24 protein-coding genes and 1 pseudogene are annotated in these 22,504 nt (G+C 42.1%); 10 read left to right on the plus strand and 15 right to left on the minus strand.

All coding sequences use genetic code 11. The features are described from left to right. Positions 1–48 precede the first annotated feature (48 nt). The 3 genes from glgA (at position 49) to U2718_RS15895 (ending at position 3,721) form a co-directional block, all read left to right on the plus strand. Positions 49–1,482: a glycogen synthase GlgA gene (glgA, locus tag U2718_RS15885; RefSeq protein WP_341996597.1), complete on the plus strand. Its 1,434-nt coding sequence runs from the start codon at positions 49–51 to the stop codon at positions 1,480–1,482. A 438-nt stretch (positions 1,483–1,920) separates the two neighbouring features. Then, positions 1,921–2,838, plus strand: a complete 918-nt coding sequence (locus U2718_RS15890) for a M23 family metallopeptidase (protein WP_341996598.1) — start codon at positions 1,921–1,923, stop codon at positions 2,836–2,838. 214 nt (positions 2,839–3,052) lie between these two features. Then, a complete protein-coding gene (locus U2718_RS15895) occupies positions 3,053–3,721 on the plus strand; it encodes a peptidoglycan-binding domain-containing protein (RefSeq protein WP_341996599.1) in 669 nt (222 codons plus the stop codon). A gap of 87 nt (positions 3,722–3,808) precedes the next feature. On the opposite strand, the gene wecB is transcribed toward U2718_RS15895, so the two are convergent. The 3 genes from wecB to U2718_RS15910 form a co-directional block, all read right to left on the minus strand. After that, positions 3,809–4,924: a non-hydrolyzing UDP-N-acetylglucosamine 2-epimerase gene (gene wecB, locus U2718_RS15900; protein WP_341996600.1), complete on the minus strand. Its 1,116-nt coding sequence runs from the start codon at positions 4,922–4,924 to the stop codon at positions 3,809–3,811. 273 nt (positions 4,925–5,197) lie between these two features. Continuing rightward, positions 5,198–5,572 (minus strand): hypothetical protein, encoded by a 375-nt coding sequence (locus tag U2718_RS15905; protein WP_341996601.1) that lies wholly within the window; start codon positions 5,570–5,572, stop codon positions 5,198–5,200. Positions 5,573–5,893: 321 nt separating this feature from the next. Next, positions 5,894–6,871, minus strand: a complete 978-nt coding sequence (locus tag U2718_RS15910; RefSeq protein ID WP_411813305.1) for a Rieske 2Fe-2S domain-containing protein — start codon at positions 6,869–6,871, stop codon at positions 5,894–5,896. 429 nt (positions 6,872–7,300) lie between these two features. Here U2718_RS15910 and U2718_RS15915 point away from each other — a divergent pair, with 429 nt between their 5' ends. From U2718_RS15915 to U2718_RS15930, 4 genes are all read left to right on the plus strand, one after another. Next, positions 7,301–8,614, plus strand: a complete 1,314-nt coding sequence (locus tag U2718_RS15915) for a type IV pilus twitching motility protein PilT (protein WP_341996605.1) — start codon at positions 7,301–7,303, stop codon at positions 8,612–8,614. 162 nt (positions 8,615–8,776) lie between these two features. Next, positions 8,777–9,532 (plus strand): circadian clock KaiB family protein, encoded by a 756-nt coding sequence (locus U2718_RS15920; protein WP_341996609.1) that lies wholly within the window; start codon positions 8,777–8,779, stop codon positions 9,530–9,532. A 198-nt stretch (positions 9,533–9,730) separates the two neighbouring features. Then, positions 9,731–11,146: an NAD(P)/FAD-dependent oxidoreductase gene (locus U2718_RS15925; RefSeq protein WP_341996610.1), complete on the plus strand. Its 1,416-nt coding sequence runs from the start codon at positions 9,731–9,733 to the stop codon at positions 11,144–11,146. 92 nt (positions 11,147–11,238) lie between these two features. Continuing rightward, entirely contained in the window at positions 11,239–11,823 is a 585-nt protein-coding gene (locus U2718_RS15930) for a Uma2 family endonuclease (RefSeq protein ID WP_341996611.1), read from the plus strand. Positions 11,824–11,899: 76 nt separating this feature from the next. Here the strand turns inward: U2718_RS15930 and U2718_RS15935 are convergent, their stop codons facing one another. The 6 genes and pseudogenes from U2718_RS15935 to U2718_RS15960 form a co-directional block, all read right to left on the minus strand. Then, positions 11,900–12,481: a phycocyanin subunit beta gene (locus U2718_RS15935; RefSeq protein WP_411813309.1), complete on the minus strand. Its 582-nt coding sequence runs from the start codon at positions 12,479–12,481 to the stop codon at positions 11,900–11,902. A 33-nt stretch (positions 12,482–12,514) separates the two neighbouring features. Further along, positions 12,515–12,795: pseudogene (locus tag U2718_RS15940) on the minus strand (PIN domain-containing protein); the annotation flags it as partial. 20 nt (positions 12,796–12,815) lie between these two features. Further along, positions 12,816–13,031 (minus strand): hypothetical protein, encoded by a 216-nt coding sequence (locus tag U2718_RS15945; RefSeq protein WP_411813306.1) that lies wholly within the window; start codon positions 13,029–13,031, stop codon positions 12,816–12,818. 28 nt (positions 13,032–13,059) lie between these two features. Further along, the gene (locus tag U2718_RS15950; RefSeq protein ID WP_341996618.1) at positions 13,060–13,344 is read right to left on the minus strand and encodes a hypothetical protein; all 285 of its coding nucleotides are present in this window, start codon (positions 13,342–13,344) and stop codon (positions 13,060–13,062) included. Positions 13,345–13,368: 24 nt separating this feature from the next. Further along, positions 13,369–13,626 (minus strand): hypothetical protein, encoded by a 258-nt coding sequence (locus tag U2718_RS15955; RefSeq protein ID WP_341996620.1) that lies wholly within the window; start codon positions 13,624–13,626, stop codon positions 13,369–13,371. A gap of 113 nt (positions 13,627–13,739) precedes the next feature. Further along, positions 13,740–15,134 (minus strand): 1-acyl-sn-glycerol-3-phosphate acyltransferase, encoded by a 1,395-nt coding sequence (locus U2718_RS15960; RefSeq protein WP_341996621.1) that lies wholly within the window; start codon positions 15,132–15,134, stop codon positions 13,740–13,742. A 257-nt stretch (positions 15,135–15,391) separates the two neighbouring features. Here U2718_RS15960 and U2718_RS15965 point away from each other — a divergent pair, with 257 nt between their 5' ends. The 3 genes from U2718_RS15965 to U2718_RS15975 all read left to right on the plus strand — a co-directional run bounded on the left by U2718_RS15965 (position 15,392) and on the right by U2718_RS15975 (position 18,873). Continuing rightward, on the plus strand, positions 15,392–17,239 hold the full coding sequence (locus tag U2718_RS15965; RefSeq protein WP_341996624.1) for a proline--tRNA ligase: 1,848 nt from the start codon (positions 15,392–15,394) through the stop codon (positions 17,237–17,239). A gap of 161 nt (positions 17,240–17,400) precedes the next feature. Beyond that, complete coding sequence (locus U2718_RS15970; protein WP_341996626.1) at positions 17,401–18,204, plus strand: DUF2993 domain-containing protein; 804 nt, start codon at positions 17,401–17,403, stop codon at positions 18,202–18,204. 66 nt (positions 18,205–18,270) lie between these two features. After that, positions 18,271–18,873, plus strand: a complete 603-nt coding sequence (locus U2718_RS15975) for a GerMN domain-containing protein (RefSeq protein ID WP_341996628.1) — start codon at positions 18,271–18,273, stop codon at positions 18,871–18,873. 51 nt (positions 18,874–18,924) lie between these two features. Here the strand turns inward: U2718_RS15975 and U2718_RS15980 are convergent, their stop codons facing one another. The 6 genes from U2718_RS15980 to U2718_RS16005 form a co-directional block, all read right to left on the minus strand. Further along, positions 18,925–19,272, minus strand: a complete 348-nt coding sequence (locus tag U2718_RS15980) for an ArsR/SmtB family transcription factor (protein WP_289788507.1) — start codon at positions 19,270–19,272, stop codon at positions 18,925–18,927. A gap of 68 nt (positions 19,273–19,340) precedes the next feature. Further along, positions 19,341–19,859 (minus strand): acetyl-CoA carboxylase biotin carboxyl carrier protein, encoded by a 519-nt coding sequence (accB, locus tag U2718_RS15985; RefSeq protein WP_341996630.1) that lies wholly within the window; start codon positions 19,857–19,859, stop codon positions 19,341–19,343. Between the two features lie 135 nt (positions 19,860–19,994). Next, the gene (gene efp, locus U2718_RS15990) at positions 19,995–20,552 is read right to left on the minus strand and encodes an elongation factor P (RefSeq protein ID WP_341996632.1); all 558 of its coding nucleotides are present in this window, start codon (positions 20,550–20,552) and stop codon (positions 19,995–19,997) included. A 499-nt stretch (positions 20,553–21,051) separates the two neighbouring features. After that, complete coding sequence (locus U2718_RS15995) at positions 21,052–21,237, minus strand: hypothetical protein (protein WP_341996634.1); 186 nt, start codon at positions 21,235–21,237, stop codon at positions 21,052–21,054. 122 nt (positions 21,238–21,359) lie between these two features. Further along, on the minus strand, positions 21,360–21,764 hold the full coding sequence (locus tag U2718_RS16000; protein ID WP_341996636.1) for a salt stress protein, Slr1339 family: 405 nt from the start codon (positions 21,762–21,764) through the stop codon (positions 21,360–21,362). A 105-nt stretch (positions 21,765–21,869) separates the two neighbouring features. After that, the gene (locus U2718_RS16005) at positions 21,870–22,475 is read right to left on the minus strand and encodes a VWA domain-containing protein (protein ID WP_341996638.1); all 606 of its coding nucleotides are present in this window, start codon (positions 22,473–22,475) and stop codon (positions 21,870–21,872) included. Positions 22,476–22,504: the final 29 nt, after the last annotated feature.

The raw sequence follows: 22,504 nt of genomic DNA on the forward strand, positions 1-22,504 counted from the left end.
CAAATGAAATTGAACATATAGGCAGAATCGGGGGAAACACTAATTACCATGCGGATTCTATTTGTTGCAGCTGAGGCAGCTCCCATTGCGAAAGTTGGAGGCATGGGTGATGTAGTTGGGGCGCTACCAAAAATCCTCAGAAAAATGGGGCATGATGTGCGGATTTTCCTGCCTTACTACGGCTTCCTGCCAGATAAAGTGGAAATTCCCAAAGAGCCGATTTGGAAAGGATATGCAATGTTTCAGGACTTTGCAGTTTACGAAACGGTTCTGCCTGGTACTGATGTTCCCTTATACTTATTTGGACATCCAGCTTTTTCACCTCGCCGCATCTACTCTGGAGAAGATGAACACTGGCGCTTCACTTTATTTGCCAATGGTGCAGCAGAATTTTGCTGGAATTACTGGAAGCCGGAAATTGTCCACTGCCACGATTGGCACACGGGTATGCTTCCCGTGTGGTTGCACCAATCTCCCGATATTACCAGCGTGTTTACGATTCATAACCTAGCTTATCAAGGGCCGTGGCGTTGGTATTTAGAGAAAATTACCTGGTGTCCCTGGTATATGCAAGGACACAATACAATGGCGGCTGCTGTGCAGTTTGCTGACAGGGTAACTACAGTTTCCCCGACTTATGCCGAACAAATCAAAACAGCTGCCTATGGTGAAACCCTAGAAGGTTTGATGTCGTTTATTAGCGGCAAACTATCTGGGATACTCAACGGTATCGATACAGAAGTTTACGATCCAGCAACTGATAAATACATTGCCCAAAAGTTTACTACCGATACCCTTGAAAAACGCAAAGCCAACAAAATTGCTTTGCAAGAAGAAGTGGGATTAGAAGTCAATTCCGGTGCCTTTTTACTGGGTATAGTGACGCGGTTGGTAGAACAAAAAGGTATTGATTTGATATTGAATATTCTGGATCGGTTTATGTCCTATACCGATGCTCAGTTTATCGTTCTGGGAACAGGCGATCGCTACTACGAAAGCCAATTGTGGCAGATGGCATCCCGCTTCCCCGGACGGATGAAAACTTATCTACTCTATAATGATGCCTTGGCTCGCCGCATTTATGCCGGTTCTGACGCTTTCTTAATGCCCAGTCGATTTGAACCTTGCGGCATCAGCCAAATGATGGCTTTGCGTTATGGTAGCGTGCCAATTGTCCGCCGCACTGGCGGGTTAGTTGACACCGTATTCCACCACGATCCAACTAACCACACAGGTACTGGTTATTCTTTTGACCGCTATGAACCATTGGATTTGTTCACCTGCATGGTGCGGGCTTGGGAAGGCTTCCGCTATAAAGATTACTGGCAGGAGCTACAAAAACGTGGCATGAACCAAGATTTTAGTTGGTATCAATCTGCTAAGAAATACGTCAAATTGTATCGCTCAATATTTGGCTTGCCTGAAGAAGAAGAAGTGATGCAGGAGCCAGAATTAACTGCAACTGAGCCTATCGCTAAATAGCAGAATTTTCAAGTAAATCTCAAACAATATCAGCATTAATTTACAGCTCATGGTAGTTATTATTCATGAGCTTTTTTTGCGATCGCCTTTTCAAAACAGTAATTTTATTCTTCTGTCTTTCGCCTGAGGTAGATAAATAAAATACAAGCTATACCAATAGTGCAGTAGCCGTTGTAAGTGGGTAGACATAATTAAACACAAATGGCTATTTTTAGACAGTAGATGTAAACAATATTAGACCTACTGCCTACCTTCGCTCTTGTGCGGAGCGACTTGGTGCAAGTAGCCACTTCATGTTTACTGCCTTCTACTTAACACTTGTGAACTAGACAACTTGACGGTTGTAGTTTTACTAGTCTAATACTGAAACAACGCGGAACCAAACACTGTCTAATTGCCGAATACAACCTGAATCATTGTTATGTAAATTTTGAAGCCATGAAAAAAGCCACCCTTTCTCGATTCCATACCTATGGCTTAGTAGGGTTAGGAATTTTCTGTACGGTCATATTAAGTACAAGTTCTTCTGTTTTAACTAAAACACCAAACCATACTTCTGGGCAACAAAAAAATATTCCTGCTTCTAAGTTTATTTGGCCTACTCAAGGCATTGTTTCTCAAGGTTTCCGTAAATATAATCATGAAGGAATTGACATTGCCGGCGCACATGGAACTCCTGTTGTTGCTGCCGCATCCGGTACAGTAATTAAAGCTGGTTGGGATGATTGGGGATTAGGCAAAGCCGTAGCAATTAAGCATTCTGATGGCAAAGTCACAGTCTATGGTCATAATAGCCGTCTTTTAGTGAGTAAAGGTAAACAAGTTACTCAAGGTCAAATTATTGCTGCAATGGGTTCTAGTGGTAACAGTACAGCACCTCATCTGCATTTTGAAATACACTCTCATGGTGGTTTGGCAGTTGATCCTTCTAGCCTATTGTCATCTACAATCGCTGGCAAAACACCACCACAGCAGATTGCAAATTCTAGTTCTAAAAAAGCTATTCCTCAAGTAGTCTCTTCACCCACAGTTTCGCCTTCCAAACCTATTCCTGTGGAAGTTTTATCTAAAAATACTGATGTTGAATGCAACGGTAACATAGTAATTCAAGGAGAGACAGCAAATGCTTTTGTGAAAGTCTGCCAAGAAAATGGCCAATTATTTTATATCGGTCAATTAAAACAAGAACCAACGAAACCGATCAGATTACAAGCTATCAACATTAACACAACTAAGTATCGGGCAGACAATGGTAGTTTTTCTTACTTTGTTACACCAAATGGAGTTGAAATTTGGCGAAATGGTAGTCTAGTGCGATCAGATCATTTTTACACCGCAAAGCGATTACCAAGCTAAAAATTTTTCTATCTTCAAATGGGCAAATCTTAACATTTTCAAGACTACATGACCTATTTTGATAGGTAAGTTTGCATTTAGTCATTATTGCGTAAGGATAGTGCTCATTTTTCATCCGGACATTTGTTAACAAACTTATTGTTTTCTTAATCCAATTCTAAATAAAAATCTCGTATGATTATACGTAATTTAAATTACACTCAAGCAATTCTCAGTGAAAAGCGAAGCAGATCTCAGCTTTGACTTGGTATTGCTTAGTAAGGAGGTTATTTTGGAGTATCTTGCTTATTCAGAAATGGCTCTTGCCAATGCAGAGCCAGATTTAGACATTAAGCTTCGGCTACCCGAAATTCAGCTTAAGTTTAATTGGCATAACAGTCTCAAATCTGCTGGATTAGTTTTCGCTAGCTTAGGAGTTTTATTCTCACTTTTAGCTCCGATTCAAGAAGTTTCAGCCGCATATTATGGGCCTGGCGTATATTATGTCAGAACAAATGGTCGTTGTCTGAATGTTCGCAATGGCCCAAGTCTTTATTTTCGGTCTGTTGCTTGTTACAGAAATGGTTCTCGACTACCACGGGTTGTAGGATACAGGAATGGTTTTGCCCGGCTGTCTACAGGTAATTATGTTGCTTCCAATTGGATTAACACCAGACCTGGCAGTTGGCATACTCCTGGTTTAGGAGTAGGTGGTCGGTATTTTCTCAGAAGAGGCTCTAGAGGCCCAGCAGTGGCATCAGTTCAAAGAGCTTTAGGAATAAGAGGAACTGGATATTATGGCCCTGTAACTGCAAATGCCGTCCGAAATTTCCAAGCCAGAAATGGTTTACTTGTGGATGGAATCGTTGGGCCGCAAACACGAAACGCATTAGGAGTATACTAGAGGCACATTTGTTCAGTTAATTCTGGTTGCCTGTTGTAAACAGCAGACAAAAATATTTTGGTGCCTTCAGCATAGCTGCCTTCTATTTCAAGTCCGCCCCAGGTAATTTTGCACAATTTGCAAAATTCGCTCTGCTGCATAACCATCCCCAAAGGGATTTATTGCATTTGCCATTGCTTCATAGGCAGCGGGATTACTTAACAATTCGGCGGCAGTAGAGACAATTGACTGTGGCTTAGTTCCCACAAGTTTAGCTGTACCAGCAGCAACAGCCTCTGGCCTTTCTGTCGTTTCTCGCAGAACTAAAACAGGTTTTCCAAGACTGGGTGCTTCTTCCTGCAAACCACCAGAATCCGTAAGTAGTAGATGCGATCGCATAATTGCTCCTACTAGTTCTGCATAATCTAAAGGTTCAGTTAAAAAAATTCGAGGATGATTCCCTAAAATCGCCTGCAATGGTTCTCGTACCGTAGGATTGCGGTGTAGTGGCAACACTAATGCTGTATCAGGAAACTTGTCTAATATCTGTAAAAACCCTTCAGCAATTCCTTGTAGTGGCTCTCCCCAATTTTCACGCCGATGTACAGTTGCTAGTAAGACACGATATTTTTCCCATTCCATCCCAGGTATACGACAGGCTGGTTCACTCCTCGCCACATTCAGCAGTGCATCAATCACCGTATTACCAGTAAGATGAACTTCGCCCAAAACACCAGAACGCTGTAGATTTTCTACAGCCAAAGGCGTTGGTGCAAAGTGTAACTGAGTTAGTTGCGAAATCAGCCGCCGATTAGCTTCTTCTGGATAAGGATTAAATAAGTCATCAGTTCTTAAACCAGCTTCTACATGACCTACAGAAATTTGTTGATAAAATGCTGCCAAAGTAGCAGCAAATGCTGTGGTAGTGTCTCCCTGTACCAACACTAAATCTGGCTTGCCTTGTTTAAATAATTCTTCCAGTCCTCGTAAACTACGGCAAGTAATATCAGTCAAAGATTGCTGTGGCTGCATAATTTCCAAGTCACGATCTGCCTTTAACTGAAACAGCTGCATGACTTGCTCAACCATCTCACGATGCTGCCCAGTCAAAATTACCTGCGTCTGGAAACCTGGAGAGTGTTGAAATAGTTGAATTACCGGAGCTAGTTTGATGGCTTCCGGACGAGTACCCAAAATAATGTAAATGCGCTTGTCAATAGTCATTAGTTAATAGTCATTGGTTAATAGTCACTAGTTCATCGTCATTAGTTCATCGTCATTAGTCAATAGTCAATAGCAGGGGCGGGTTTTGCTGATTATTGTTCGGCCGAAACCGACAATTAATCTTCTAAACCCGCCCGTACTTATTTGTGAATGGTAAATGCTGAATAGTCAAGGATTAAGAATTATAAATAATTGGTAAAAATGGACAAAAAAGCATGAAAAAACCCGGTATGACCGGGCAGATGCACTGTTTGTCGAATTTAGCAGGTAGGATTATAGTTTGATGTCACATGTCAACGGGCAAGCGGCATAGACGGTTTTTTGCATTTCTTCTGTTTCTCCATGCAACCAGCTTAACCATTTAACTTCGTTGGGGTGGATTCCCTTAGCAGTCAGTACACCTGCACCAACCACAACCGCCAAAACATTAAACAAAATTAAACCACCTGCTACAAGCAAAACAGCGCTAACCGGCATTACCGATTGCAATACAATTGACAACAGACATCCAACCGTAGCCATCAAGACAACTAAAGGAAAACCGACAACCAGCAAGCATACTGCCAATGTAAAAGACCATATTAAAAAGCTTTTGATCATCAACAAAGAGTAACTCTTACCGAAATCAGATGTTTGTGACAAAGTCATGACTTTCTCTCCTAAATACGCAAATTTGATTGGGATTCAGAAGCATATCTGTAGACGTTGATCTCTGAAGGGATCAACAATTAGTGATGTTCAGTATATAAAAACCAATTGATAAGATGAGCATTTATTTAATAAAATTTACAGTTAAAATTTTGTAATTGATGAATAAACACTGATTTTAGGGCTTGACAGCAAACCAATATTTGCCATCTATCTTATGACAGATAAGCAAAAAAGCCCTAGCTAACTAACTACTTCATGGACTGGCTTTCTAGTGTTCTTAATATTTCTTATAAAAAACAAAGACTATTCTCATAAATTCTAGATGCTACCAAAGGTGACACCCTGTTGTTTAAGCCACTTGCGGTAAGTCACAGAATAGCGATCGCTTGGCAAATGAACCTCTGCTTGCAAGTCCAAAGGGAGGCATCGTGGTCGCTGCGATTCTACTACGGCAATGTCTTGACTTATAATCTGGTCTTGCCTGGCAACAAAGGCTTGCTCTGGAATGTGATGAAGATAGTTCTCAAGGAGCCAGAACCACAAAACGCACTCTTCCTCGTCGATTGGAGTAACCATGAAAAATAGACTCATGAGACTATCATCTTGTGCGCGGCGTTGGAAATAACCAATTAAGGGATGATAGAGGTGATACTGAGTCGTCACAAATAACATCGGTGAGTCGGGTTGTCCCGATCTAGTAATCACTTCCCAAACACCGAATTTGAAACTCATACCATCTGGATGCAACTCTAAGTCACAATGCGTTACCTCCGGATGGTTGGAGTCGGCGAATATTCCTTTATGCACAAACGCAAAGTGGGCTGGATCGATGAGGTTTTCAACGACACGTAGAGGGCTAGACTTGAAGTGGTAAGGGCCGCAGAAAATTTTGCGACAGGAGGAGTCTTCCCAGTCTGGAAATGTAGGTATATTATATTGCGGTGTTCCTAGACAAACCCAGAGTAGACTGTAGCGTTCTTGAACATGGTAAGTTTGGATACAAGCTCTTGCAGGGGGCGGCTGGTCTGGGCTAGCCGGAACCCGCACGCATTGACCTTCGGTGTTAAAGGCTAAACCGTGGTAAGGACAAACAAGCGTATCTTTCTCTACCCATCCCAGAGAAAGGCGTGCTCCTCGGTGAGGGCAAAAGTCCTGCCAAGCTAGAGTTTTGTCCCCATTGTGCCAAAGGACTAAATCTTCACCTAGTAGACGCTTTTGTAGAACAGTTCCAGGTTGCAAGTCTTGGGAGTGTGCTAAGACATGCCAATTATTTTGTAAAAACTGGTCTTGCACCATGAAAATTGTACCCATCGAGTGAGTAGAGATTATGATAATTATCTCATCACAAAAATTGCAATCAACGTAGAGAAGTGTACGCAGTAGGAGTTCCCAAAAATAATTTCGCGTCTCTATTGCTGCCAGATATGAAGCAACGTGAATTACCCGGATATTTTCTGAAAGTACAAGTCTAATTCAAATATACAAATATATTTTTATACTATTAAATCTAGTTACTTTCACTATGCATAGATAGGGAACCTGCTGTGTTAAACATATTGTTATAGGCATTGAGTAAATTGTGAACAGAGGTAATCCTGAGATAATGTAAAAAAAATATCAGTAATTGAACTTGCCACCCGCCACAGTCAAAAACGAATTTTTGTATTCACAAAGCGCTTCTCTGAACTGGAGGAGTGAAGCTAGTATGCATTTATCAAAAAAATTATGACAGAATCACAAACCCCATCAACTCCGACCATACCTCGCAGCACCGCTCCACTACCCCCGCCGCCACCAACGATCGCCACTCAGCGTCAAGCAACCCAAACATTAGATATGTCGGTAGAAAGGAGTGCTAATCGTACTGCTCAGTCCATCGTAGCACCGCCACCACCACCAGTTCCTTCAACCAATGCCGCCCACCGCCCCGGAACTCCGCCCCCAATGCCCAGTTCCGTGCGTCCCAAAACCACTAGTTTGCAACTAACTTTAGAGCAATTGATTAAGGAAGCCTATGATAAGGGATATTCTGATATTCACTTAGGTGTGGGTGAAGTGCCGCGTTTCCGCAACCGAGGAGAAATGCAGCTAACAGACTATCCCGAAACGGATCGAGAGACTTTTATGAGTTGGATGCGGGAGGTGCTGACAGAATCAGAAATTCACCGCTTTGAAGAACAGCTAGAATTTGACGGTGCAACTCAGTATGAATTTGCCCGCGTACGGATTAATATTTTTGATTCCCTCAAGGGTTATGCAATGGTAATGCGGTTGATTCCGTTGAAAATTTTAACCATTGAACAGTTACGCTTACCTCCTGTTTTTCGAGACATTTGCCATTACCACAAAGGTTTGATTTTGGTCACAGGCCCCACAGGTTCCGGTAAATCTACTACTATGGCGGCGATGATTGACTACATCAATAAAGAGATGCCCAAGCACATCATCACCATTGAAGATCCAGTTGAATTTGTTCACAAAAGTCAAAAATCTTTGATCAAACAACGGGAAGTGGGAATGCACACCCGAAAGTTTGATAATGCCTTGAAAGCAGCCTTGCGAGAAGATCCTGATTTGATTCTGGTGGGCGAAATGCGGGATAAAGAAACCGTGAATACTGCCCTCAAAGCTGCACAAACTGGTCACTTGGTCATGGGAACTCTACATACCAACAGCGCCGTCAAAACAATTGAGCGTATCCTCAATCTTTACTCAGGTGAAGAACAGGATGCAATGCGGGTAGCACTTGCCGAATCTTTAGTAGCAGTAATTGCCCAAGGTTTGTGTCGCACCACTGATGGCAAACGTGCAGCCTTCCACGATATTCTCATTAACACTGATGCAGTCAAAGATTGGGTTAAAGACGGTAAGTATGATGAAATTACCGAACTGATGAAGCAAGCTAGCTTTGATGGCATGATTACTATGAACCAATCATTGTTTAATCTTTATCAGGAAGGTCGGATCACGGAAGAAACAGCCTTGGAAATGTCACCAACTCCAAATGAAATGGCTCAAGCACTCCGAGGTAGAGTATAAGGTATAGGGGATTGGGGATTGGGAAGAAGAGGACATACAGACAAGGGGAATCAAGAAGACAAGGAGACAAGGAGAAGAATTCTCCCCCACTCTCCCCCTCTCCCCCTCCTCTTCCTAGTCCCCAGTCCCTAGTCCCTAACCCCTAATCCCCAATTATCAGCCTTGACTCCTGACAAACCACCATTACCCCAGTTGTTCAAAGGCATTGCCCTGTTTACGCCTGGAGGAGATTTAATTTATTGCATCGATCCCAGTAAACAAGGTCGATGGCATTTACATTTGTGTGCTACCTTGCAGGAAATTCTGGACTTGCCAGAACCGCCTCACTTTTTAGTACCTTGTTACACAGCGACTATCGATCATTGGTTAGATCCGCGTACTCAACAAATACGGACTTTTGCCGAAGCTTATCCAGTGGTGATGCGATATCAGCCTGTGCTGAATGCTATTTTTGGCACAGGTGATTTGGTTTGGCAAAGCGCTCCTTGGCAAGAGGGATTGTGCGATCGCATGGTTTTAACAAGTTATCGCTCTTCATTTCCGCAACTGTGGGAAGATCACGATTTAATTTTGCGTTTAGATCCTACTGAAGCAGTCTTATACTATCAAGAGACAACAGCACAACAGTTACAACTAGACACCCAAGGTTATGTCCTTCGCCTATTTATTGCCGGACATAGTCCTGGTACAGAACGTATTCTCGAAAATCTTCACGAACTGCTAGAAAAGTACTTGGGGCAACCGTACACCCTAAAAGTCATTGATGTTTTTACTCATCCAGAACTAGCTGAAGCAAATCAAGTGACAGCAACTCCGACTCTGGTAAAAGTTTGGCCGCAGCCGATTCGGCGTATTGCTGGAAATTTAGAGCACGCAGATAAAATTTTACAGATGTTAGGAGCTAAGGAAAAATATTAATTAAGTAGAAGGCAGATGACAGATGGCAGTAGACGCTCCGCGGCTACTTGCACCAAGTCGCTGCGCGCAAGAGCGTAGGTAGGCAGAAGGTAAAAGGCTGTTTTCGCCTGCTTTTTAGCAGTCGTCATTTTACATTTAATTATGTCCACCTACTTAATAATAATTAAGTATTAGGGTCTATTGGTAGTGTCTATACTCATGGAAAACCAACAAAATCTTAACAATAGCAGCCATGCTTTAGTAATTGGTAGCAGTATGGCTGGACTGCTGGCAGCTAGAGTATTAGTAAATTACTTTGACCGTGTGACTGTGGTTGAGCGCGATCGCTTGCCCCAGCAACCAGAATTACGTCCGGGAGTTCCCCAAGCCAATCAAGTTCATGTGCTGTTAACTCAAGGGCAAAGACTTTTAGAGCAGCTTTTTCCTGGCTTAGAGGCAGAACTTGCCGCCGCAGATGCGCCGAAGGTAAATTGGACAGCCGATTATCCCTTGCTAGGAATTTGGGGTTGGTTTCCCCGCGTTGATTCAGACTTAGTGACTCATACTTGTAGTCGTTCTTTACTAGAATGGCTGGTTCGTCGTCGCTTAAGTGCCTATCAAAATCTGCAATTTCTTGATCAAACTCAGGTGACTGGGCTTTTGAGTGATAACAGCAATTCTAAGGTGACAGGAGTAAAATTGCGTTGCCGCAATCCTTCTGAGCTAACAGAATTAAGCGCTCACTTGATTGTAGATGCTAGTGGACGCAACTCCTCATTACCAAAATGGTTGGAAGCTCTAGGTTATCCATCCCCTAAGGAAACCACAATCAACTCTTTTTTGGGCTATAGCTCCCGGTGGTACGAACGTCCAGATACTTTTCAAGCAGACTGGAAAGTCCTGACTGTGGTGCAAAAACCACCCTTTGAGCGGCGTGGTGGGGTAATTTATCCTGTAGAAGGCAACCGTTGGGTAATTACTGTGGCTGGTATCGGTAAAGACTATCCACCGACTGATGAAGCTGGTTTTCTCGAATTTGTTCGCAGTCTACGCAGTCCCATCCTTTATGAAGCCATTAAAAATGCTAAACCCCTTTCTCCTGTTTATGGCTATCGTCGCACAGAAAATCTTTGGCGTCACTACGAACAACTGCCTCGAATGCCACAAGGATTGGTAGCACTAGGGGATGCAGTTTGTAGTTTTAATCCTGCTTATGGTCAGGGTATGACAACTGCGGCTTTGGGTGCATTAACTCTTGAACGTTGTTTAAAAGAGCAAAAGCTTACAGATTTAACTCGCCGCTTCCAAAAACAACTTGCTCGCGTTTTAGAAACTCCTTGGATGATGGCAACCAGTGAAGATTTTCGCTGGGAAACTACCGAGGGTGGAAAGCCTAATATAATTACCAGACTTATGCACCGCTACATGGATCGAGTGATTTTGCAAGCGGTAAATGATCCTGAGGTGTATCGGAGATTTGCAGAAGTTATCCATATGGTTAAACCGCCATCTGTGCTTTTTGCACCTGATATTTTGGCAAAAGTTTTAGCACAGGTAATCAAGGTTCAACAAAATACAACTTCATCTGTTGACGAGGTTAATACTCCACCTCCACAGCTTACTAAATTAGTATAAGCTACTGTGATCATCACAACTTATAAACGCTTCAGCATATACCAAGATCAACATGGTTACAATGCAACTAACTCTACGCTGCCTTAAATATTATGACTATAGCCACCGCTAAACGCTTTACTATAACTGAATATGACCGTTTAGCAGAACTCGGATTCTTTACTGAAACTGACCGAGTTGAGCTAATTAAGGGAGAAATTATTTCAATGGTATCTAAAGGTAAGCTGCACTCTGTGTGTGAAACCCGCTTAGAACGAGAATTATTTAAGTTAGTGGGGGAACGGGCGACACTGCGAGGACAACAACCGATAATTATTCCTGACTACAGCGAACCTGAACCAGATCGAGTAATTGTCAAAAATCGCGCTGATGATTATCTCAGCACTCATCCCACTCCAGCTGATATTTTACTGTTAATTGAGATAGCTGATTCTTCTTTGAAATATGACCAAGAGGTAAAATTACCACTTTATGCAGAAGCAGGAATTTCTGATTATTGGATATTGAATTTAGTAGCAAATTATTTAGAATCTTACAGTGAACCTTATCAAGATTTGCAAGGTAAATTTGGTTATCGAAAAAAGATAATTTTTCTGCCCAATGAATCAGTTAATCTGCCATGTTTTCCTGATTTAGTTCTGGATTTATCTAGAGTTTTTCCTGAAATTCTAGATTAGAGCCAATGAATTAAGTGGCGATTGCTCAATTATCAATCAGTCTTCCTACTCTCTTAAAAATTTCAAAAAATTTTGGTTATGTAAGAGCAGCAGCAACCTGTTCAAAATAGCCAGATAGTTCAAATATTAGACTACTGTAATCATTAGGAGGGGCAATGCTAATGGATTCATTAACGATGTTGATTGTAGTTTTCTCCATCAGTTGAATCGCAGCTATTACCAAGTCATAAGATATGCCTAAAGATTGGTAGTTTTCACACAAACCATTGAGACAGCCATCGATAACACTAGAATCATGTAAAAACATGGCATAACTTACATATCGCAGAATAATTTCCATGTCATGCAGACAAGCAGCCATTTGGCTTTCAGCATATGGGTTACTGTCTAGCTCAAATACTTGAGAATGTTTGATAAATAAGATATTTGCAGAATCGGCAATTATTTTACCAGCATTGCTAACAATAATATTTACAAATTCTAAAAGTTTACTAGCTTCATTAATGCCAAGAACAAAGTTATCAAATGAGCTTCTACCGCTTAAAAATTTATCAGGTGGAACAACAGATAAATTACTTTGAGAAATATCTGATAAATCCTGAATAAAAAACCATTCAGAATATTTAAATTTTCCAGTAATAATGTAGTCAAACTCCATGACAGTTGCACAAGCTAATTGTACAGCAGCATCAAAATCAGGAAGGTTGAACGAACTTGCCTTCTCCAAAATTGTGTCATCGATAGGACAGACTTTCATTATTGCTCGGATTTCGGATAATGCCTGCCACGCAATCTCTTTTCCGCCGTTTTTTATACCAATATCAAAGATTTTGTTGAGAGTAGTTGTGTTACATACCCCTCTATCTGCTTTGACTCAATCAACCGCCATACTTCTGAAGAATCTTCTACAAATGGCTCACGATCTAGCAGAACATTTAGAAGTACCTCATCATCTAGCAAAACCCGTCTCATTACTGGTATTGCACTAACCCTTAATTCCCATTTTTAGAAACTTCAGTATCAGTGGAAGTTACTTGTTTATTTCCTACTTTCCCACGCTTAAATAGTCCCCGAACTCTCTTCAGGCGTGGAAAGTCCTCTGGTGCTTTGTCTGGGGTATTTGCAACTTCAGGAAGCAAATGTGCAACTCCCAACACCTGTCCCAAGCGAGATGTTTTGAGAAAGGCTTGTCGTTCTGCATGAGTCATAATCACCTTTGTGCCTGCTCTTACCTCATCACTGGTCAAAGAACCTTGGCATTCCCTGTTCACTTTCGTGTCGCTCACAGAAGGCTGCTGCTGTTCGTGAAAATCTGAAGGCATACCCATCTTCTCCCGGAGCTATTGTTACAGGCTTCAGATACTCCATCTGAACCTTATCTCTGTAGTATGACACAGCCGTATCTAGAGAAACCAGGAAAATTAGCAGAGCCTCTGCTTCTCCTTGACAATATTCCAAACCAACCTTTGTTGCATACCAGATTAACCATTTGCCAATTGGTTCAATCAATCGTTCAGCCACCTCTCCTCGGCTTGTAGGATTTGCTTATAGCTGTTCTATTTCCAAAAATTCAGGAGAACCAGGATAGGGATAAAGACCATATCGCACTAATCCCCAGATTTGTCCTGCATAAACTAGTTTGACTATATTTTGGCATTCAAAATCAGTTCGCTGCCACAAGCCAGACCAATCAAATGACCAATTAGTCGGCATATCATCTACTTTAGCTGGGGAAAGAAAAGCAACTTGCTCGATTCTCGATTTAAGTCGGACTTTTACTTCATATGAGCCAATGGAAGTCAATATAGTTTTAGAAGCTTTAGTGCCAAGGTGTAAGTTCTACTGATTATAAAGCGAATGCTGACTTATACAGCAATTAATTGTTACAGCTAATTTTGAGACAGTACTCGCCAGCCTCACTCTCCCTTCACAACTAAACTTTCCATCGCTTGCTGCAAATCTTTCGTTAAGTCGGCAACAGCTTGTCTAGCTCCTTGACGACTGGTTTTATAAACTGGATACCTTTGTGAAACAGATAGCGGTTCACCTATAGTAATTTTCACCCGTTGCTTACCTAGTGGCGGAGATTTAAATGGATTACCGCCCCTAATCCTAGTTACCATATCCCGAATCAGTGAAGTTGTCTCAGCAAATCTTTCTGCTGTGGGTTTTTCGCGCACATACTTGCCTGTAACAGCCACAAAACTTTCTACTAAACGCATATGCCACATCCGCAAATTGGCTTCTTCGGCAACGCGATCGCCTAATGCTCTTTCTAAAGGTGATAATGCTTTAATATCTTTGTATTCTTCTCTAAAAATATAATTCCAACCAGCCTGCTCTACACGACGACAGCGATCGCTAAAATTTCCTTTTGGTTGTAAATCAAAATACTGCTCTGCTACTTGTAAAACTACATCTAAAAGCACATACAGACGAGCAGCTATTACCTCGTTCGCATCTTCGGTTTGATTTTTTACTTCTGGCAGTTTTTGATGGTAGAAGCGTGTATAAAATTTTTCCATCAAAGATAGCAAGCGTTCAGCTAACCTCAGTAGACGGGGATAGAGCGACTCGATTGGGGGAGTATTGCTGTATACTTTTGTATCGCCAGGTAAACCGCTAGCTGCTTCTAATTCACTTAAAAGATTGGCGATCACATTCCAGGGCGCTTCGACGTAACTGTATTGGATGCCAATTGGTACAATGAATACCTGTTGATCTTGTCCAGCTTTGTGCAAGTCTTCAGCGCACCAAAAGCCCAATTGCGCGATTCCGGGTTCGAGTGGGTTAACTACCTCCGAAAGTCCATTAGTGGCTCCTTCTGGCGCTGCTGCCATCGGGAAACGCCCATTGGCAAACAAGTCACGAGCTGATCGCAAACCTGTCCAATCAGCCTTACCGCGTTGGATTGGTGTGCCACCCAGGCTAGAAACGATCCAGCCAATGTGTGAGCCAGCCCACAGAGGAATGCCGCGATCGTAGATAAAATGGGCATGAATTGGACGCTGTAGAGATACTCCCATCTGTCGTGCTACCTTTGGCACAAGTTGGGAGAACAAGTAACCCAAGCAAAATGGATCTTGTGTTTTAGGATGACGAAATGCTATCAAAAAGCGGATCTTTCCCTCCTGAAATTGACGATAGAGATCCACTAAAATCTCAACGTTGTCTGCTTCAATTTGGCTAATTGCTGATTTCCAGCGTAACCAACTGGGTAGCAACAGATGAACGGCTTCTAAAAACCAAGGCTTGAATGCTGGCGGGATAAATTCCAAGGGTGGCTGTGCTTGATAAATTATATTGGGCAAGGTGGTTTTCTCCTCAAAAGAAGGCAGAGGGCAGGAGGTAGAAGGAAAGAGGATTTAACTTGTTTATTTCATTTGTAGCGGGTGGTGTACCGCTAGTGTGCTTACTCTAAAAGGATGAAGGAAAAAGAACTCAGAACTCAGAATAAATATTTTTGTGTTCTGGATTTTAAGTTCCTATTGATACCTATTTCATACTTCAACCTTCATATAGACTTTAACTGAGTTCGAGATTAGCGAAACTGGAAAGGGGACAAACGATGCGACTGTCACAAATGTTATTTGTTACGCTCCGGGATGATCCTGCTGATGCAGAAATTCCCAGTCATAAATTATTACTCCGCGCAGGTTATATTCGTCGCATCGGTAGTGGTATATACGCTTATCTCCCATTCATGTGGCGGGTACTGCAAAAAGTCTCCCAGATAGTACGGGAAGAAATGAATGCCACAGGCGCACAAGAGTGTCTCTTACCCCAATTACAACCTGCCGAGCTATGGCGCGAATCTGGCAGATGGGATACTTATACTCAAGCTGAGGGTATTATGTTTGCCCTTGTAGATCGGCGCGAGCAAGAATTAGCATTGGGGCCAACTCACGAGGAAGTAATCACGACAATCGCCCGTGATATGATCCGCTCTTACCGTCAGCTACCACTACATCTGTATCAAATTCAAACTAAGTTCCGCGATGAAATTCGTCCCCGCTTTGGTTTGATGCGCGGACGAGAATTTATCATGAAGGATGGCTACTCGTTCCACGAAGACGAAGAAAGCCTAAAAAAAACTTATCAAGATATGTACCAAGCCTACAGTAATATGCTGCGGCGCTCTGGTTTGGCTTTTCGTGCTGTAGAAGCAGATTCTGGTGCCATTGGTGGTTCTGGTTCTACAGAATTTATGGTTTTGGCGGAAGCTGGCGAAGATGAGGTTCTTTACACCGAAGATGGACAATACGCTGCCAATGTGGAAAAAGCTGTATCTTTAACGGCAGATGCCGAACCTTCCTCATTTACAAGTTATGAAAAACGGGAAACTCCTGGAACAGAGACAATTGACAAACTCTGTAATTTCTTGAAATGTTCTCCGACTCAAATAGTCAAAAATGTTCTCTACCAAGCACTTTATGATAATGCCACAACGATTTTAGTCTTGGTGAGTATCCGAGGAGATCAGGAAGTTAACGAAGTTAAGTTGCAAAATGAACTGACAAAGCTAGCTTCCCAATACGGTGCTAAGACAATTTTGAAGTTAACCGTACCAGATGCAGATGCGCAGAAGAAATGGGCGGCTAAACCTTTGCCTTTAGGTTACATTGCTCCTGATATTGCAGATGATTATATTACCCCCCCTACTCCCCCCCTTAGCAAGGGGGGGACTGAGGGGGGGTTAGTCCATCCTAAGTTTTTGCGCTTAATAGATAAAACAGCACCTGATTTAAAGAACTTTGTGACAGGCTCAAATGAATCTGGTTATCACGTAGTTGGCGCTAACTGGGGCGAGCAATTTAAACTACCTGATAATATCGTAGATGTGCGTAAAGCCAGACCAGGCGATCGCGCGATCCACAACCCAGAACAAACTTTAAAAAGCGCTCGTGGCATTGAAGTTGGTCACATTTTCCAACTAGGGACAGAATATTCTCAAGTAATGGGAGGAAATTATACCAACGAACAAGGTGAGGAAAAACCACTAGTCATGGGTTGTTATGGTGTGGGAGTTTCCCGACTGGCACAAGCAGCAGTAGAGCAATCCTACGATAAAGATGGAATTATTTGGCCTGTTGCGATCGCGCCTTATCATGCCATTGTGACAATTCCAAATATTAACGACGCTCAACAAGTAGAAATTGCCGAGAAACTCTACACAGAACTCAATCAAGCCGGAATTGAAACTCTACTCGACGATCGCAACGAACGGGCAGGAGTTAAATTTAAAGATGCGGACTTAATCGGGATACCCTATAGGATTGTCACTGGACGAGCGATCGCCAATCGCAAAGTCGAAGTAGTAGAACGCGCTACCCATAATTCTCAAGAAATTCCAATTACAGAAGTAGTTTCTACTATCAAGCAATGGATTATTCAAGCAATAGAGGCTAAAAATTAAAGAAAGGTAAAGAAAGGCAGAAGGCAGGGGGCAGGAGGCAGAAGGAAATTTTGGTAATGGTGATTGAAATCATAGGGTTTCTAATCTTTGTTCCCTATCCCCTGTCCCCTTCCCCTGTCCCCTGTACCCTATCCCCTACACCTTTTTAATTTCCAAAACATATGGAATTGTTGACAATCCTCGTATCTGGTTTGCTGGGTTTAATAGTTCCTGTGGGGCTGGTAATTGACAGCACTGCTGAAAATGTCATCCGTTCACAATTAGCTAAAGCAGAACAACTGCAAGTGCGAGTTGATAATGCTCCTACTCATCAATTGCTACAAGGTAAAGTAGAAAGTGTACGAATTGCAGGACGTTCTTTGCAATTAAAACAACAGAATATTAACATTGCTGTTTTAGAATTGGAAACTGATGAAATTGAATTAGATCCAAGTAGTTTTAGGCAAAAACTACCTAAAATCAAACAACCTTTACAGGCTGGTGTGCGTTTGGTATTAAATCAAGAAGACATCAACAAACTTTTACAGTCGCCGGAATTTCTCAGCGGACTACGGAAGTTTAATATAGGAGGTTCTTCAGAATCTGAATCATCTTCAGTCTACAATTTTATCAATCCCAGGGTAGAAATTTTAGCTAATAATCGTCTGATTTTCCAAGTAGAATTACAGGAGGAAAAGCAGGAAGAAAAGCTAGCTATTAAGGTGGAATCAGGATTGAGTGTAGTAGCTGGGAGCCAGTTTCAGCTAATTAACCCAGTTGTGTTAGTTGATGGAGAGGAATTTCCACCTCAATTTTTGAATAATGTGGTTAATAACATTAATCAAAGATTGGATCTACGTAACTTGGAAGGTGACGGGCTCCAAGTACGGATTCTAAAATTAGATATGAAGCCAAAAAAATTAGAGATTGCGGCGTTTTTAAGGATTGAGCCATCTTCTAAGTTCTTGGAAACTCGCCGTTCGTGAGTGCCGTCGTTAGCTAGACTTCTCCTCTATAAATACTATATAAGAGCCTTAAGGAAGGTTGTTAATATGAATCAACAACAAGGATCTAACCGTATTTCCTCAGGTTTAATAGCTGCTATTTCAGCGACGATTGTGGCAGTAGGAGGAGGTGTAGCTTGGTTCGTCTCGTCTAATAATCCATCGACAGTACCATCTCAACAGCAACCAAATACGCCAACTCAATCTCTAGTCGGAAACGAAAAAACAGCTCAAATCTATTGGCTGCAAGATACTGGTGCGAGTTTTAAATTGGTTCCTCAGCAAATTCAAGTAGCAGCAAATCGCAACCAGCCTGATCGCTTTTTAGAAGCAACTTTTCAACGCTTGCTGGAAGGAACTGCACAGGGAAATAATTCCACTACTATACCACCAGGAACCAAATTGCTAGGTGTGGATGTAGAAAACGATAGTGTTCGCGTCAATTTATCTGAAGAATTTAGCAAAGGGGGTGGCAGCGCCTCTATGATGGGTCGCATCGGGCAAGTTGTTTACACCGCTACGAGTTTGAATCCCAATGCCAAGGTTTACATTGATGTCAATGGCAGACAGTTGGATGTTTTAGGTGGTGAAGGTGTGGAGTTAGAACAGCCACTTACCCGTGAAAGTTTCGATCAAGATTATCAGCTTTAGTCATTAGTCATTAGTCATTAGTATAAGAACTAAGGACAAATGACTACCAACTTAGGGCTTGCCATTTAAGACACGAAAATTACGGGCTTGTTGTTCTAACCGGGTGGCAAGGCGATCGCAAACTCGATTGCACAATTCAAAAATCATTTCATCTTCCACCCGATAGTAGGCACAGGTTCCCTCACTGCGGCGGCTGAGAATTCCCGCTTGCCACATTACCTTCAGGTGTTTTGATACATTTGCCTGAGACGTTTGGGTTGCCTCTACCAATTCTTGTACGCATTTTTCTTCATCCCGCAATAAATGTAACAACCGCAGGCGCATTGGCTCACTCAACAAGCCGAAATATTCAGCCACTTGTTGTACAACTTCTGTTGGTACAGGCAACGTTTGTTTCATCAGGATTGTCCCGGAACAAATGAACAGAAAAATTTTAACAATCGGATATTCCTTATATAGATTAATACTTAATCTGGATTAATTCGCATTAGAGCCTGACCATATTCTACAGGTTCGCCATTTTGAACGAGAATTTCAATAATTTGCCCAGATACTTCGGCTTCGATTTCATTCATCAGCTTCATAGCTTCAATGATGCACACTGTTTGTCCGCTACGGATGCGATCACCTACTTCTACGAACGGCGCTTCACCAGGTGCAGAGGCACGGTAAAAAGTTCCCACCATCGGAGAAGTGACTTCTAGATATTTTTTTTGCTCAATTGGTGATGGGGTAGCTGACGGCGGTGTGCTTGTGCTGGTAGGTGGTTCGTAGGTACGACTTACTTCTGCGGTTGGAGGCGCTGTTGTTGGAGGTACGATTGGCGAAACAGACGACAATCCTGTGCTAACTCCAACACCTGTAGTGGCAATCGCAGCCTTACGTACTGTGATTTCAAAATCGTCGCTTTTGAGCGTTACTTCTGTAATATCAGTTTGTGCAATAGTCGTCAATAACTGACGAATTTCATTAAAGTCTAATGGCACAGCTTGTATAACCTCATAATTACAATACAGGTAGTAGATAAAATTATGGGCAGTGTTTAATATATTACACAGGGCAGGGAGTTAAATCCCCGTTAGTGATGGAAATCAGGATTTCCATCTTGTTTGAGTTAAAACTTATTCCCTGCCCAAGTATGAATCGTTACGAGTATCAATGCGAATCCGTTCTCCCTGGGTGATAAACAGAGGAACCATCACAATAGCACCAGTTTCTAGGGTTGCAGGTTTACTGCCTCCTGTTGCAGTATCGCCTTTTACACCAGGATCTGTCTGCACTACTTCTAATACCACAGAGTTAGGCAGTTCTACTTCTAGTACTTGCTCACCCCAACGAACGACGTTAGCTTCCATACCTTCTTTAAGATATTTAACGCGATCGCCAATCTGGGCTGCACTCAATCTACCTTCTTCGTAGGTTTCCATATCCATAAAGACGTATTCATCACCCTCTTTATAGGTATGCTGCATCGTGCTTTTTTCTAGAGTAGCTTGCGGTACAGTTTCCCCGGCTCGGAACGTTCTTTCTACTACGCTCCCACTCTGAACATTTTTCAATTTTGTCCGCACAAACGCGGAACCTTTGCCTGGCTTGACGTGGAGGAATTCCACTACCCGCCATACAGATCCGTCTAAAACAATTGAGACACCAGGTCGAAAGTCGTTACTGGAGATCATGAAGCTTTAAAACTTTGGAAGACAATCGGCATTTATTGTACCCCTCAACAGGAGAAATTAATCATTAGTCATGATTTATTAGCCATTAATACTTAAAAGTTTTGGAGATGTGTTATAAAGTTCACGCTTCCTAAATTTGCGATCGGGCTTTTACTAACTTTCTGCGATCACAAGCTGAATCCGAAAAGTTTCCATACCTCATCTGAAAATAAGAACTAGAGGCTAATGGTTAGGGAATAATTGCCACTCTGAAAAAAGCTATAGATTTTTGGATATAAGAGTGCTAAATCACTAACTACGAGTAAAAAAAACAGCAGCAATGATAATTAAGCCTAAAAGTACCAAGGGAACCCACAGATTAGGGAGATCTTCAAAACTCATAAGCAAAAATGAGGGATTAGGAAAGCTTGGAGAGCAGGAACTAGTGCGGTGGTGAACCAGCACTGCAAACAGAAGTCGGGGTGGCTACTTACCCCACGGAAAGTCCAACTACGTCTGTTTAGGTGTCTACTGCCGTTAGCGTAAGTCCTGCGGGCATGGCTGCGCTTACCGCGTAAGCGTGTTGCTTTGCGACTGACGGAACTTCAAAGAGGGTAGTACGAGCGCATATGACTGGTGTAGACGCACAGACGCAGAGCGGCATACTCATTGGTAGCAGATCGGCGAAAGTAAGGGTTCCTGGCATAAAGGAGCGTAAGCGGTTTAAGTGCGTTATGGTTACTGGTGTCAACTAGCATGAGTAGACAAGGGGAATCGTGATTCGCGATCTTTATCTCCGTGTCCCCCAGTCTTCTTTCCTGCTGCCTTTTACTTAATTGATCCGTTATCTTTCAAGTAATCTATCGCTGCTTCTAATTTTGAGGAATATCTCTCGGCAAACCTTTCAAACCAGAGTCCTTCTGGCGAGAATGGATCTAATTTTGTTAGCCAATCTTGAGCAAATTCCTTCAAAGCTTGCAGTTGCTTTGCTTTGATTTGTTCTTGCTGAATTCTTTGCTGTTCTAGCTGTTGCTGTCGTCTCAAGTCTTCAGCTTGAGTGCGTTCCTGAAAATCAGCTTTTACTTCTGCTAACAGGTTATCTATCAACGATGCTGATTTTAGAGGAGATGGGATAGAGGGTGTAGCTTGAGTTGGTTGTGACTGTTTTTGTTCGTTTTTACCTGCTTGATATTCAGTTTTCAGTTCGGCTAACAACTTATCAATAGAATCCATGTTAAATCCTCATATTTATTATGAATTCAATATTCCTCCCCAATTTGGTCAAGTGATAGTGACAATTGAAGTTCAAATTTTATTTGAAATTATTGAGGAGAAGAGTTAATCATTAATTGCGTTGAGCAATACTTCTGATAAACTCATATCTTCCATATCTTCCATCGTCAAGGTGTCACAGATATCGAATTTTGCACCAGCACTTTGCAGTTCATCATCCAATACTTTCAAAAAGCGAGTAGCTTGTTGATCTGTACCAACTTGAATAAAAGAAATGGCTAGCTCTTCATCACGCTCCATACGCCGAGAAGCTTCAATTATCACTTTCATGACTGCTTTACGATCATCTGGCTCACCATCAGTAACCACTAATATCGTTTCACCATTTGGCTTGGTCTGACCAGCAGCTTTACGTTCAAAATAGTTATCAGTCGCATGTTTTAATACTCCAGCCAAATCTGTGCTACCAGCAGGATCATTTTCTTGAAAAATTTGTGAAACTTTGCTTGATGTCACATTTTCATAGCGCTTAAATCTACCAGAGAAAACGTACACAGTAATACCATCTGGATCTAATTGCTCACATTTACTTGCCAGTGCAAAAGTTGATTCTTGAGATGTTAGCCATCTGGTTCTACCACCTTTTTGATCTGGTGTTGCCATGCTGCCACTTTTATCGATAATTAGCGTATAATCACGATTTTCCAGCATTTGTAATTTCTCCAATCAAGAGTCAAGAG

Source organism: Chlorogloeopsis sp. ULAP02 (assembly GCF_038404745.2).
Taxonomy (GTDB): Bacteria; Cyanobacteriota; Cyanobacteriia; order Cyanobacteriales; family Nostocaceae; genus Chlorogloeopsis.